The sequence below is a fragment of the Yoonia sp. 72 genome (assembly GCF_034652275.1).
GTDB lineage: Bacteria > Pseudomonadota > Alphaproteobacteria > Rhodobacterales > Rhodobacteraceae > Yoonia.
Map to the genome: position 1 here is coordinate 366421 of NZ_JAXIWG010000003.1, position 12473 is coordinate 378893.

Consider the following 12473-nt stretch of genomic DNA (forward strand, 5'->3'; position numbering starts at 1 on the left):
CATTCGCTGCATTTCTGTCACGCGGCGGGGGTGGACCTAAGCCAGCCCGCGCAGATAGGCGCGCAGCACCGTTTCGAGCTTGGCCGCACCGATGGGTGCCATGGCCTTGGTATGTTCGTGGCTGATCGCCTCATCGCTTAATCCGGCGGCCATGTTGGTGATGGTGGAAATGGCGGCGGCTTTCAGGCCAAGGAAACGGGCAAGGATCACCTCTGGCACGGTGGACATGCCCACGGCATCTGCGCCCAGCATCGCAATGGCGCGGATTTCGGCAGGCGTTTCGAACGACGGGCCGGAGTACCATGCGTAAATCCCGTCAGCCATTTCGGTCCCGGTGCTGTCGGCCGCCGCGCGCAAGGCGGCGCGGATAGCAGGGTCATAGGCGTCCTTCATCGGGACAAAGCGCGCATCCGTGGGTTCCCCGATCAGCGGGTTCAGGCCGGAAAAGTTGATGTGATCGCTCAGGCACATGATCGACCCTGTGGGCATATCCGCCCGCATCGACCCTGCCGCATTGGTGGCGATCACCGCTTGCCCGCCAAGGGCGCGCAGCACTTCGAGCGGCAGGCGCATCACGTCGGGCACGCCCTTTTCATAGTAATGCGCGCGGCCGCCGAAGACCGCGACGCGCACACCTTCCAGATCACCGATGACCAGCTTGGGGTTATGCCCCGACACACCCGCATGGGGAAACCCCGGCAGATCGTCATAAGGGATCGCGACACCGTCCACGGCCTCTGCGATATGGCCAAGGCCGGAGCCGAGGATCAGGCCAAGCCGCACGGGCGCATCGCCCGCCAGCGCCTTGATCTGCGTGGCAAGGGCTTCAGCGTTCTTTGACATAGGGCGCGCCTCCGGCACGAGGTGGGATCGCCTTGCCGACAAAACCGGCAAGAATGATCACGGTCAGGATATAGGGCAGCACGTCAAGAAGTTGGCCATTGACGCGGAACCCGATCACGCCAGTGATGATATCGGGGCGCAGCGACAGGGCTTGCAGGAACCCGAACAGCAGGCAGGCGTAAAGCGCATACCACGGCCGCCACTTGGCAAAGATCAGCGCCGCCAGCGCGATATAGCCGCGCCCTGCGCTCATATCCTTGACGAAACCGGCCTGTAGCGCCGTCGCCAGATAGGCACCCGCGATGCCGCACAGCACGCCGCAAATGCCGACAGCGGCAAAGCGCAACCCCACCACCGACACGCCAGCTGTGTCGACAGCGGCTGGGTTTTCACCCACGGCGCGCAGGCGCAGGCCGAAACGGGTGCGATACAGCACCCACCACGTCAGCGGCACCGTCAAAAGCGCCACATAGACAAGGATCGTATGGCCGGAAATCAGCTCGAAATAGATCGGCCCAAGGATCGGCACATCGCGCAGCGTTTCCGCAAAGGGCAGGGTGATCGGGTTAAACCGCCCGTCGCCGGACAGTTGCGGGGTGCGCCCGCCTTGGCGGAACCAGCTTTGTGCGATCACAACGGTCAGACCGGCCGCCAGAAAATTGATCGCCACGCCTGAAATCAGCTGATTGCCGCGGAATGTGATTGACGCAACGCCATGCACCGCCGACAGGACCAGTGACGCGCCGATCCCCGCAAGAAGCCCCAGCCAGACATCGCCGGTGACGGCTGCAATCGCCGCCGACATAAAGGCGGCAGCCAGCATTTTCCCTTCCAGCCCGATATCGAAGATACCGGCCCGCTCTGAAAACAAACCGGCCAGACAGGCCAGCAAAAGCGGAGTTGCCAGACGCAATGTTGCGTCCAGCATCTGCAGAAGGGTCGCGAAATCCATTTAGGCAACAGCCTCCATCAGGAAAGGAAACAGCGCGAAGAAGCGGTCGGCGACTTCGGGGTTGCGGCGCAGGGCGGCCTCGGCCTCGGCTTGGGTGATGTCGTTCACCTGCGGCTTGTCGCGGCGCATGAAGAACTGCAAGCCCAGCATCGCGTCGAACCGGTCATCGGTGATGAACGGATCATGCGGGATGCGGCGCATCACGGCTTCGTTCGGGCGGAACACATTGGCGCGGTTCTTGACCGCGAGCAGTGCCACCAGATGCGGCGGCACGTCGCCACCGGGGGTTTGCGCGATCACATGGTGAATCCACTGGTGCAATTCGTCCATCGTGATCATACCAAGCGCCAGACAGCTCAGCACAAAGCCAAGGTCGGCGCCGGTGTCATCCTCGACACCGATCTTGAAAGGTCCTGCCATCATTGTTTTGCTCTCCTCATTGTCAGGAACAGCCGCTCGAGCGGCATACGCACCATATTGTCCAGTGCGCCCGTGAACAGGATCACCAAAGCCTGTATAACGATGATCAGTTCACGTGGAATCGACGTCCATAGGGCGAGTTCTGCGCCGCCTTGATACAGGAAGCCGAATAGAAGGGCCGCCAGCAGCACCCCGAAAGGATGGCTGCGCCCCATCAGTGCGACGGCGATGCCGATAAAGCCCGCCCCCTCCACTGCGTTCAGGACCAGCCGTTCGGCCTCGCCCTGCACGTTGTTGATGGCCATCATGCCGGCCAGTCCGCCGGAGATGAGCATGGTGACCATGATGATCTTGGTCGGGCTGATGCCCGCATATTTCGCGGCCGATTCCGAATGGCCGAAAGACCGCAATTCATACCCGAGCCGCGTGCGCCAGATCAGCGCCCAGATCGCGACGCAGGCGCCCACGGCCACGAAAAAGGTAACGTTGGCCGGTGCGCCACGGAAAAACGTGGTCTCGCCGAAATTGAACATTTCCTGAAACGACGGCAGGTTCGTGGCTGCGGGGAACCGTGCGGTGGCGGGTTCCATCGACCCTTGCATCTTGAGCGCGCCGATCAGCAGGTAGTTCAGCAGCGCCGCCGCGATGAAGTTGAACATGATCGTGGTGATCACGATATGGCTGCCGCGTTTGGCCTGCAAAAAGGCGGGGATCGCGGCCCAAGCCGCACCGAATGCCGCCGCCATCAGGCTTGCCCCCAGAAGTGCGACGGTCCAATGCGGCCAAGGGATGTAAAGACAGGCCAGCGCCACGCCCAAGCCGCCCAGCATGGCCTGACCTTCGCCGCCGATGTTGAACAGGCGCGCGTGGAACGCGACGGACACGGCAAGGCCCGTGAAGATGAAGTTCGTGGCGTAATAGAGCGTGTAGCCCCAGCCATAGGTGGACCCCAGCGCGCCTTCGACCATCAGCTTGAGCGCGGCCCACGGGTTTTCACCGATGGCAAGGATCACCACCGCCGACAGAACAGCCGCCAGCAGGATCGAGATCAGCGGGATCAGGATCACATCGGCCCATTTTGGCATCACGTCCATGCTCAGGCCCCCTTGCTGGCGTCGCCGCCTGCATAGGCAAGGTTTTCTGCTACCGCCTGAAAGGTATCGCCTGCAGGCTCGGTCGTCATGCCAGCCATGAGCAGACCCAGCTCTTTCTCATTCGTTTCTTGTGGCATCCGCTCGCCCATCATTTTTCCGTCAAACATAACGGCGATCCGGTCCGAAAGGGACAAAATTTCCTCTAATTCGACCGAAACCAGCAAGATTGCCTTGCCCTGATCCCTTAGTGCAACAATCTGCTGGTGGATGAACTCGATCGCGCCGATATCGACGCCGCGTGTGGGCTGGCCGATCAGCAACAGATCGGGGTTGCGCTCGATCTCGCGGGCAAGGACGATTTTCTGCTGGTTGCCGCCGGAAAAGTTCTTCGCGGCCAGTTTCGGATCAGGCGGGCGCACGTCGAAGCGGGCCATTTTTTCCTCGGTGTCCTTTAGGATCGCCTTATTATCCATGAACAGCTTTGATCGCTGATACCGCGCATCGTGGTGATAACCAAAGGCGGTGTTTTCCCATGCGTGGAAATCCATGATCAGCCCTTCGCGCTGGCGATCTTCGGGGACATGGGCGATGCCGTTGGCGCGCCTGCTTTGGCCGTCCGACCGCGCGCCGGTCAGGTCAATCTCGACCCCGTTCATCAGCACGGTGCCGGTGGCTTTTTCATATCCGCCTAGCACTTCGAGCAATTCGGACTGTCCGTTGCCCGCCACACCCGCGATGCCCAGAATTTCGCCTGCATGCACATCGAAACTGACATCCTTGACGCGGTGGACACCCTTGTTGTCGGTGACGTTCAGGTTGCGGACCTCGAGGATCTTGCGCCCGATCACGGGTGGCGTCTTGTCCACGCGCAGCAGAACCTTGCGGCCGACCATCAGTTCGGCCAGTTCGGCAGGGCTGGTTTCGGATGTCTTGACGGTCGCCGTCATCTCGCCACGGCGCATCACGCTGACGGTGTCGGTGATATCCATGATCTCGCGCAGTTTATGCGTGATCAGGATGATGGTCTTGCCTTCACGGCGCAGGTTTTCAAGGATGCGGAACAAATGGTCCGCCTCGGCGGGGGTCAGCACGCCGGTGGGTTCGTCCAGAATCAGGATGTCGGCCTGCCGGTAGAGCGCCTTGAGGATCTCGACACGCTGCTGCATGCCAACGCCCACATCCTCGATCACCGCATCGGGATCGACGTTGAGCTCGTATTCTTCCGCCAGCGCCTTCAATTCGCGCCGCGCGCGCGCCAGAGAGGGACGCAACAGTCCGCTGTCCTCGGCGCCAAGGATGATGTTTTCGAGAACGGTGAAGTTCTCGACCAGTTTGAAATGCTGGAACACCATGCCGATGCCCGCTGCGATGGCCGCTTGGCTGTCGGTGATGTTGGCCTTTTTGCCTGCGATGAAAATCTCGCCTTTGTCGGCCTTGTAGAACCCGTAAAGGATCGACATCAGCGTCGATTTGCCCGCGCCGTTTTCGCCGATGATCCCGTGGATCGTGCCGGGCATGACGCGGATGGAAATATCCTTGTTGGCCTGCACCGGGCCGAAGGCCTTGGAGATGCCTTTGAGTTCGATGGCGGGGGCTGTGGCGGTCATGCGGCACCTGTCTTTATGCAAAAAGGCCGCGCGGATGAATATCAGCGCGGCCCTGTCTGTTGTGGCCTGTCGGACGTCTTAGAACGTCAGGGCAGGGCAGGTTTCGTCGGATGTATAGTCATGCACGACCAGCGTGCCTGCCGCGATCTCGATGGCGGCTGCGTCGACAGCGGCCTGCATTTCAGCGGTGATCAGGTCTGCGTTGAATTCATCCAGCGCATAGCCCACGCCTTCGTTTGCAATGCCCATGACGTTAAAGCCTGTTTCCAGCTCGGTGCCTTGGGTAAAAGCGTCATAGACGGCGTTATCCACGCGCTTGAGCATGGAGGTCAGAACCTGGCCCGGATGCAGGAAGTTCTGGTTGGCATCGACGCCGATCGACAGGATGTCGCTGTCGGCGGCGGTTTGCAGAACGCCCACGCCGGTGCCGCCAGCGGCAGCGAAGACAACGTCAGACCCTTGGCTGATCTGTGCCAGCGTCAGTTCGGACCCGCGGACCGGATCGTTCCATGCGGCGGGTGTCGTGCCGGTCATGTTGGCGATGACGGTTGCATCGGGGTTCACGGCCATCACGCCCTGCGCATAGCCGCAGCCGAATTTGCGGATCAGCGGGATGTCCATGCCACCGATAAAGGATACGGTGCCGGATTCCGACGCCATCGCGGCCAGCATGCCGACCAGATAGGACCCTTCATGTTCATTGAACACGACGGAGCGGACGTTGGGCGCATCCACGACCATGTCGATGATCGCAAAGCGGGTGTCGGGGTAGTCCGGGGCGATCTGTTCCAGCGCGCTGGCCCATGCAAAGCCTGCCATAACGATCGGGTTAGCACCGGATTCGGCGAAACGGCGGATCGCCTGTTCACGCTGCGCATCGGACTGGATTTCAACCTCGGCATAGGTGCCGCCGGTTTCCTGTGCCCAACGCTCGGCTCCGTTGAAGGCGCTTTCGTTGAAGGATTTGTCGAACTTGCCGCCCAGATCGAACAGGATCGCAGGGTCGGCTGCCGCGGCACCCGCGGTCAGCGCCAGCGCCGCCGAAGCGCCAAGAAGTTTATGCATCATGGTCATTGTAGTCTCCCAAGTCGTTGTGCGAAGTCCAACCGGCTGTGCGCCCGCGCCTTCTGTTGATTACCGAGCCGATCATCGTCGGACCATCGCAAGATAAGGCATGGCCGCGCGGTGAAGATCAACAGGTTTTTGCGCGAAATCGGGCAGCTGTCACAGGATTGATCGCCCTTTTTCGGGCTGACGCGGCGTTAGCCTGCGGCAAGCGCCTTGCGCAGCACGAGTGCGGCGACTGGTGCTGCATCTTTGGGCAGATAATATCCCGGCCTGCGCCCGATCTGGGCATAGCCTGCCTGTTCATATAAGGCGCGCGCGGCATGGTTGTCTTCGGCCACCTCGAGAAAGATTTCGGTGGCCCCCGCCAGTTGTGCTGCTTGTTCGGCCTGCGCCAGTACGGCGCGCGCCAACCCCTTGCGACGATGCGCAGGTGCGGTGGCGATGGTCAGGATTTCCGCCTCGTCCAGCGTGATGCGCAGCAGGGCAAAGGCACGGTCATCGCCCGCAAGGATCGTACCCGGCTGACCTAGCAGGTTACGGAACTCCGCCGCCGACCATGATCGCGTGCTGGAAAACGCCTGCGCATGGATGTCCGCCAGTACCTCTGGCGTCATGGCAGGATCACGGGTGCTGCGTCACGCGCGGGGGCGGCATCGGCGGGGCGGACATAAAGCGGGGTAGGGCGGGGATTGTCCTCGCCAAGCCGGCGGGCCGCGATCTGCGCCATGCAGCCGATATGCGCCGCCGGGCTGTGTTCAGTCGAAAGCGCTACGGCGCCCAAGGCCGCAGAAGCGACGAGGACTGGCTTGGCCGCGCGGTCGAAATCCATCAGATAAGCCTGATCGCGCGGCGCAGGCACGGCGACCTGCGCCCAGCCAGACAGGTGCCGCGTGGTGTCAAACATCGACACACCCACCGCAGGCTTGCCCAGCCCCAAGGCCAGACCGCGCGCGGCACTGACCGAAATGCGGATACCCGTAAAATTGCCCGGCCCCGTGCCAACGCCGATCCCGTCCAGATCGCGCCATGTCAGTCCTTCGGCGGCGAGCATTTCCTCCAGCATCGGCATCAGATGTTCGGCCTGCCCTTTGGCCATGTCATCGACGCGGGTGACGATCCGGTCGCCCAACAACAAAGCGGCGGCGCAATGCGCCGCCGATGTGTCGAATGCGATCAGCTTGAGGTCAGGCCGCAACGGGCCGCACCTCGACCACCTCGGGGATGTAGTGGCGCAGCAGGTTCTCGATGCCCATCTTCAGCGTCAGCGTGGACGACGGACAGCCGGCACATGCGCCCTGCATATGCAGATAGACAATGCCACGGTCAAATCCGTGGAAGGTAATGTCGCCGCCGTCCTGCGCCACGGCAGGCCGCACGCGGGTGTCGAGCAATTCCTTGATCTGGGTGACGATCTCTGCGTCCTCGCCGCTGTGGTCTGCATGGCCACTGACGGGTTTGTGGTCTGCCGCCATCACCGATTGGCCGGACTGGTAGTGCTCCATGATCGCGCCAAGGATGCCGGGCTTGATATGGTCCCATTCCACGTCATCGGATTTGGTCACGGTGACAAAGTCGATCCCGAAGAACACGCCGGATACACCGCCCGCTGCAAAGATGCGCTTGGCCAGAGGCGAATTCTCGGCAGCCTCCACGCTGGGGAAATCGGCTGTGCCGACCTCCAGCACGTTCTGGCCGGGAAGGAATTTCAGCGTTGCGGGGTTCGGGGTCGATTCGGTCTGGATGAACATGGGGCCAACCTTTTCTGTCAGACTTTATATATGCGCGTCCGGCCAAGCGCTGTCAAGGTTTTGGAACGATTCTAAACTGCCTGCGGTCACGTGATCGATTCAAGCCGTTCCTTGGACAGATCGCCCGGCACGATGGTGATCGGCACGGGCAGACTGCCCGCCTGTCGGCTGAGCTGTGTCACCAGCGGGCCGGGGCCCTTGTTGTCGGTGCCTGCCCCCAGCACCAGAATACCGATTTCGGGGTTTTCGGTGATATGGGCGATAATTTCGTCAAGCGGTTCACCTTCACGGATCACCAGTTCGGGGTTCACATTCTGTTTGTCGCGCATCCATTTGGCGAAAACCTCGAAATGAACCTCGATCCGTTCGCGGGCTTCGGCGCGCATGATCTCGCCCACGCCGATCCAGTGGTTGAATTCATCGGGCGGAATCACTGAAAGGATCGTCACGCCCCCGCCTGTATGGGCCGCCCGCATTGCGGCGAACCGCATCGCGTTCAGACATTCGCGGCTGTCATCCAGCACCACCAGAAACTTGCGCATTATCACTCTCCCGTTCGGGGCATAGTGCAGCAGGACACTGGCACTGGCAACGGGCCTGTGTGTGGGCACCCGGTGCCGGGGAACACCGGGTGCCTGCAAGACCAAGGCGCCAAAGGGGCGGTATGACACCTAGCCGGGGCGGAGCAGAGCGAATCCATGCAGCGCACCGCCACCGTCCCACTGGCCGGATTCATTTTTGTGACAGCTATTGGGCGAGATCGACCAGCGCCTGCACGTTTAGCCTGTCGTTGACCATGCGCAATGCACCTGTCGCATCGCGCGGCCAGTCCGCCTGCGGCTTGTCGACATAAAGCTCGACCCCGTTCTGGTCCGGGTCGCGCAGGTAGACAGCCTCGCTCACGCCGTGATCGGCGGCACCGTCCAGCGGGATACCTGCCGCCAGCACCCGCGCGATGGCCGCACCCAGGGACGCGCGGTCAGGATACAGGATCGCCGTGTGATAAAGGCCCGTATGTCCGGCAGGTGGCGGCGTGGCCCCAAGGCTTTCCCATGTGTTCAGCCCGATATGGTGGTGATAATCGCCCGCCGCCAGAAAGGCCGCACCTGGCCCGTACCGCTGCGTGACGTGAAAACCCAGAACATCGCCATAAAAGGCGATCGCGCGGTCAAGGTCGGAGACACGCAGATGCACGTGTCCGATACGGGTGGTGGCGGGGGCGGACATGCTCATAATCCTTTCAGCTATGCTGTCAGGATAGGCATGTTCCGCCCTTTCGTCATCGGGCATGCAAACAGGGTGGCTGTGCGCCTTTGCAGATCAGCCGCGCAGCAGGCCCACGATGTCATAGGTCCGTTGCAACACCGGTTCCGCGATGGCGCGTGCCTTGTCCGCCCCTTGGGCAAGGATGCGGTCGATCTCGGCGGGGTCGTCCATGAACCGCGCCATGTCCTGCGAAATAGGGGCCAGTTTCGCCACCGCCAGATCGGCCAAGGCCGGCTTGAACGTGCCCCAGCCCGCGCCGGGATATTGCGCAATCACGGCCTCGGGCGTGGTGTCGTCAAGGGCTGCGTAGATTTCCACCAGATTGCGCGCCTCGGGGCGTGTTGCCAGCCCTTCGACGGTTTCAGGCAAAGGTTCGGGGTCGGTCTTGGCCTTCTTGAACTTCTTGGCGATCGTGTCGGCATCATCGAGCATGTTGATCCGTTCCATGTCGCTGTCGCCGGATTTGGACATTTTCTTGGTCCCGTCGCGCAGGTTCATCACCCGCGTGGCTGGTCCGTCGATCACGGGTTCGGTCAGCGGAAAGAAATCGACGCCGTAATCGTGGTTGAACTTGGCCGCGATGTCGCGGGTCAGTTCCACATGCTGTTTCTGGTCCTCGCCCACCGGCACATGGGTCGCGTGATAGAGCAGGATGTCGGCGGCCATCAGCGATGGATAGGCATAAAGCCCGAGCGACACCTTTTCCGCATTCGACCCTGCCTTGTCCTTGAACTGGGTCATGCGGTTCATCCAGCCCACGCGTGCGACGCAGTTGAAGATCCAGCCCAATTCGGCATGGGCGGACACACGGCTTTGGTTGAACAGGATGGATTTCGCAGGGTCCAGTCCGGCGGCCAGATAGCCCGCTGCGACTTCGCGTGTGCCGTGCGCCAGACCCTTGGGATCCTGCCAGACGGTGATTGCGTGCAGATCGACGACGCAATAGATCGTCTCCATCGTGCCCTGCATCCCGACAAAGCGCTTGATCGCGCCCAGATAATTGCCCAGTTGCAGGCCGCCCGAGGGTTTGATCCCGGAAAAGACGCGCGGGGTGAAGGTCGGCTGTGTCATAGGGCAACGTCCGGGCTGGATTTCGGGGCAAGCGTCGCATACCCATGCCAGACAGACCCGTCAACTTCAACTGCCCGAAGGTTCCCCATGTCCGACAACATGTCCGAGAAGCCGATCAATGACCTCTCGCCCGTCGTCATCGGGCTTGCCCTGCTGATCGTGGGCGCCGAGGTGGTGTTCCAGCTGGCCAATGCCGGGCTGATCGGCGGGCCGCGCGGCCTTGGCTGGCGGATGGAGGCGGTGGGCCGCTTCGGCTTTTCGCCCGCCGTACTGGACCGCGTGCTGGTGCAGGGCGATTGGTCGCCCGACATGCTGATGCGTTTTGTCACCTATCCTTTCGTCAATGGCGAGATCGTGCAGACCGCCTTTTGTGCCGCACTGACGCTGGCCTTGGGCAAGTTCACTTCGGAATATTTCGGCGGGCTGAAGGTGCTGGTGATCTATCTGGCCTGCGCGATCGCGGGCGCGATCGTCTACGGACTGCTGGTCACGGGCAATGCGCCGTTGCTTGGCGGGTTTACCCCTGTTTACGGCCTGATCGGGGCTTATACCTATGTGCTTTGGCTGCGGCTGGGGCAGGCGGGGCAGAACCAGTTGATGGCCTTCCGGTTGATCGGGTTCCTGCTGGCGCTGCAACTGGTGTTCGGGCTGATCTTTGGCGCAGGCCAGTCATGGATCGCGGAACTGGCAGGGTTCGCGGCTGGCTTCGTGCTGGCCGTGCCGCTGGCTCCGGGGGGCTGGGCCATGCTGCTGGCGCGGATGCGGGAGCGGTCGTAAAGGACTTTTAGGCCTCCGGCGGGGATATTTGTGCTCGGAAGATGAGGGGTGATCAGCGTTTCATCGCGCGGCGGAATTCGGCGAGTTTGAACGCGCCGATGATTTGACCTGTGCCAAAGTAGGTGGCGATGCCCGCGGCGATCAGGACCAGAAGCGCCAGATAGCGCCATGTCTGGATTTCGAAGAACGGTGCCATCACAGCGGCGAGTGCGGCCAGCACCAATCCCATGACGACCGAGGCCGCGATGATCCGTGGCAGGCGCGATTTGAACCTAGCATCGAAATCCGCGGCATCGCCCATGGTGCGGCTGCCACGCCAGAGCAGCCAGACCATCGCCCAAGCGGTGAGGCTGGTGCCCCATGCAGCGGCGATGAAGCCGATCAGGGGCGACAGCCCGATGGCAAGCGCCGCATTCAATACCAGCGCAACAAGGGCGTAATAGAACGGGCGCTTGGTGTCTTCACGCGCAAAGAACAAAGGTTGCAACGTCTTTTGCATTACGAAGGCAGGCAGGCCAAGGCCGTAGACCGCAACCGCGAGCGCCGTGGCGGCGGTGTCCGATGCGTCAAAGGCGCCGCGTTCGAACAGCACGCCGACCAAGGGCAGGGCGATGACCATCAGCGCCACGGCGGCGGGGATCGTCAGGGCGAGCGAGACTTCGCAGGCGCGGTTGAAGGCGTCCTTGCCACCCGCCATATCATTCGCGCGCAGACGGCGGGACAAGTCGGGCAGGAGCACGACACCGATCGCGATGCCGACGACGCCAAGCGGCAGTTGATACAGCCGGTCGGCATAGTTGAGCCATGCGACAGCGCCGTCGAAGTAGCTCGCGACCTGACGGCCCACCAGCAGGTTGATCTGCACCACACCGCCCGCCAGTGCTGCGGGGGCGGCGATGATGGCAAGCCGTTTCAGCGCGGGCGTCCAGCGTGGCTTGCCGATCCGCAGGGCAAAGCCTGCGCGTTTGGCGGCCCACCAGACCATCGCCAACTGCCCGATCCCCGCAAGTGGCACCGCATAGGCGAGCCAAAGACCCATCCGTTCGGGATTGTCGATCGCGGGGCCGTTGCCCGTTGCGGCCGCGATCAGCAAGGCCACGACGAAACCCGCGTTCAGGATCACGGGGGCGGCGGCGGCGGCGGTGAAACGGCCTGTCGCATTCAGCACGCCCGACAGAAGGGCCGTCAGCGAGATGAACAGGATATAGGGAAACGCGATCCGCCCGTAATAGACCGCGAGATCAAAGCGTTCGTCGCCGATGAACCCGCTGGCCATGGCGGCGACAAGGGCGGGCATCGCCACGATCCCGATCACGGTGAAAACCGACAGGATCACCCACATCGCCAGATAGGCATCCTGTGCAAACTGATGCGGGCCATCGTCGGCTTCGACCTTTTTGGCGAACATCGGCACAAAGGCCATGTTGAACGCCCCTTCGGCAAAGAACCGGCGAAAGAGGTTGGGCAGCGAGAAGGCGACCAGAAACGCCTCGGCCACGGGGCCTGTGCCCAGATAGGCCGCGATGAAGATATCGCGCACGAAGCCAGCGACACGGCTAAGCAGGGTCCAAAGCCCCACCGTGAAAAAGCCGGACATGAGACGCACCTGTTTCATTCAGTGCATCCG

At 62.1% G+C, this 12473-nt stretch carries 14 protein-coding genes; 1 reads left to right on the forward strand and 13 read right to left on the reverse strand.

The genetic code is table 11. The features are described from left to right. Nucleotides 1-36: 36 nt before the first annotated feature. The 12 genes from VCK47_RS14175 to trpS form a co-directional block, all read right to left on the reverse strand. Nucleotides 37-843: a purine-nucleoside phosphorylase gene (locus VCK47_RS14175; protein ID WP_322890229.1), complete on the reverse strand. Its 807-nt coding sequence runs from the start codon at nt 841-843 to the stop codon at nt 37-39. Beyond that, nucleotides 827-1795: an ABC transporter permease gene (locus VCK47_RS14180; RefSeq protein ID WP_322890228.1), complete on the reverse strand. Its 969-nt coding sequence runs from the start codon at nt 1793-1795 to the stop codon at nt 827-829. Before VCK47_RS14180 ends, VCK47_RS14175 begins: the two co-directional genes overlap by 17 nt. Then, nucleotides 1796-2215, reverse strand: a complete 420-nt coding sequence (locus VCK47_RS14185; protein ID WP_322892294.1) for a hypothetical protein — start codon at nt 2213-2215, stop codon at nt 1796-1798. After that, the gene (locus tag VCK47_RS14190) at nt 2215-3309 is read right to left on the reverse strand and encodes an ABC transporter permease (protein ID WP_322890227.1); all 1095 of its coding nucleotides are present in this window, start codon (nt 3307-3309) and stop codon (nt 2215-2217) included. The genes VCK47_RS14185 and VCK47_RS14190 overlap by 1 nt, the downstream gene beginning before the upstream one ends. A gap of 2 nt (nt 3310-3311) precedes the next feature. Next, a complete protein-coding gene (locus tag VCK47_RS14195; RefSeq protein WP_322890226.1) occupies nt 3312-4916 on the reverse strand; it encodes an ABC transporter ATP-binding protein in 1605 nt (534 codons plus the stop codon). A 78-nt stretch (nt 4917-4994) separates the two neighbouring features. Beyond that, nucleotides 4995-5990, reverse strand: coding sequence for a BMP family ABC transporter substrate-binding protein (locus VCK47_RS14200; RefSeq protein WP_322890225.1), 996 nt, complete (start codon nt 5988-5990; stop codon nt 4995-4997). Between the two features lie 188 nt (nt 5991-6178). Beyond that, a complete protein-coding gene (locus VCK47_RS14205; protein ID WP_322890224.1) occupies nt 6179-6598 on the reverse strand; it encodes a GNAT family N-acetyltransferase in 420 nt (139 codons plus the stop codon). After that, nucleotides 6595-7179, reverse strand: a complete 585-nt coding sequence (gene tsaB, locus VCK47_RS14210; protein ID WP_322890223.1) for a tRNA (adenosine(37)-N6)-threonylcarbamoyltransferase complex dimerization subunit type 1 TsaB — start codon at nt 7177-7179, stop codon at nt 6595-6597. Before tsaB ends, VCK47_RS14205 begins: the two co-directional genes overlap by 4 nt. Then, nucleotides 7169-7732 (reverse strand): NifU family protein, encoded by a 564-nt coding sequence (locus VCK47_RS14215; protein WP_322890222.1) that lies wholly within the window; start codon nt 7730-7732, stop codon nt 7169-7171. The genes tsaB and VCK47_RS14215 overlap by 11 nt, the downstream gene beginning before the upstream one ends. Nucleotides 7733-7818: 86 nt before the next feature. Next, a complete protein-coding gene (locus tag VCK47_RS14220; RefSeq protein ID WP_322890221.1) occupies nt 7819-8274 on the reverse strand; it encodes a universal stress protein in 456 nt (151 codons plus the stop codon). 205 nt (nt 8275-8479) lie between these two features. Further along, a complete protein-coding gene (locus tag VCK47_RS14225; RefSeq protein WP_322890220.1) occupies nt 8480-8965 on the reverse strand; it encodes a VOC family protein in 486 nt (161 codons plus the stop codon). A gap of 87 nt (nt 8966-9052) precedes the next feature. Beyond that, nucleotides 9053-10069, reverse strand: a complete 1017-nt coding sequence (trpS, locus tag VCK47_RS14230; protein WP_322890219.1) for a tryptophan--tRNA ligase — start codon at nt 10067-10069, stop codon at nt 9053-9055. Between the two features lie 87 nt (nt 10070-10156). On the opposite strand from trpS, the gene VCK47_RS14235 reads away from it, so the two are divergent. Next, nucleotides 10157-10846 carry a rhomboid family intramembrane serine protease gene (locus VCK47_RS14235; protein ID WP_322890218.1) on the forward strand — a complete coding sequence of 230 codons (690 nt, stop codon included), beginning with the start codon at nt 10157-10159 and terminating at the stop codon, nt 10844-10846. Between the two features lie 52 nt (nt 10847-10898). On the opposite strand, the gene murJ is transcribed toward VCK47_RS14235, so the two are convergent. After that, nucleotides 10899-12461: a murein biosynthesis integral membrane protein MurJ gene (gene murJ, locus VCK47_RS14240; protein ID WP_322890217.1), complete on the reverse strand. Its 1563-nt coding sequence runs from the start codon at nt 12459-12461 to the stop codon at nt 10899-10901. Nucleotides 12462-12473 lie beyond the last annotated feature (12 nt).

Coding starts and splice junctions, on each gene's coding strand:
- VCK47_RS14175 (WP_322890229.1), bottom strand. CDS start 843: ATGTCAAAGAACGCTGAAGCCCTTGCCACGCAGATCAAGGCGCTGGCG.
- VCK47_RS14180 (WP_322890228.1), bottom strand. CDS start 1,795: ATGGATTTCGCGACCCTTCTGCAGATGCTGGACGCAACATTGCGTCTG.
- VCK47_RS14185 (WP_322892294.1), bottom strand. CDS start 2,215: ATGGCAGGACCTTTCAAGATCGGTGTCGAGGATGACACCGGCGCCGAC.
- VCK47_RS14190 (WP_322890227.1), bottom strand. CDS start 3,309: ATGGACGTGATGCCAAAATGGGCCGATGTGATCCTGATCCCGCTGATC.
- VCK47_RS14195 (WP_322890226.1), bottom strand. CDS start 4,916: ATGACCGCCACAGCCCCCGCCATCGAACTCAAAGGCATCTCCAAGGCC.
- VCK47_RS14200 (WP_322890225.1), bottom strand. CDS start 5,990: ATGACCATGATGCATAAACTTCTTGGCGCTTCGGCGGCGCTGGCGCTG.
- VCK47_RS14205 (WP_322890224.1), bottom strand. CDS start 6,598: ATGACGCCAGAGGTACTGGCGGACATCCATGCGCAGGCGTTTTCCAGC.
- VCK47_RS14215 (WP_322890222.1), bottom strand. CDS start 7,732: ATGTTCATCCAGACCGAATCGACCCCGAACCCCGCAACGCTGAAATTC.
- VCK47_RS14220 (WP_322890221.1), bottom strand. CDS start 8,274: ATGCGCAAGTTTCTGGTGGTGCTGGATGACAGCCGCGAATGTCTGAAC.
- VCK47_RS14225 (WP_322890220.1), bottom strand. CDS start 8,965: ATGAGCATGTCCGCCCCCGCCACCACCCGTATCGGACACGTGCATCTG.
- trpS (WP_322890219.1), bottom strand. CDS start 10,069: ATGACACAGCCGACCTTCACCCCGCGCGTCTTTTCCGGGATCAAACCC.
- VCK47_RS14235 (WP_322890218.1), top strand. CDS start 10,157: ATGTCCGACAACATGTCCGAGAAGCCGATCAATGACCTCTCGCCCGTC.
- murJ (WP_322890217.1), bottom strand. CDS start 12,461: ATGAAACAGGTGCGTCTCATGTCCGGCTTTTTCACGGTGGGGCTTTGG.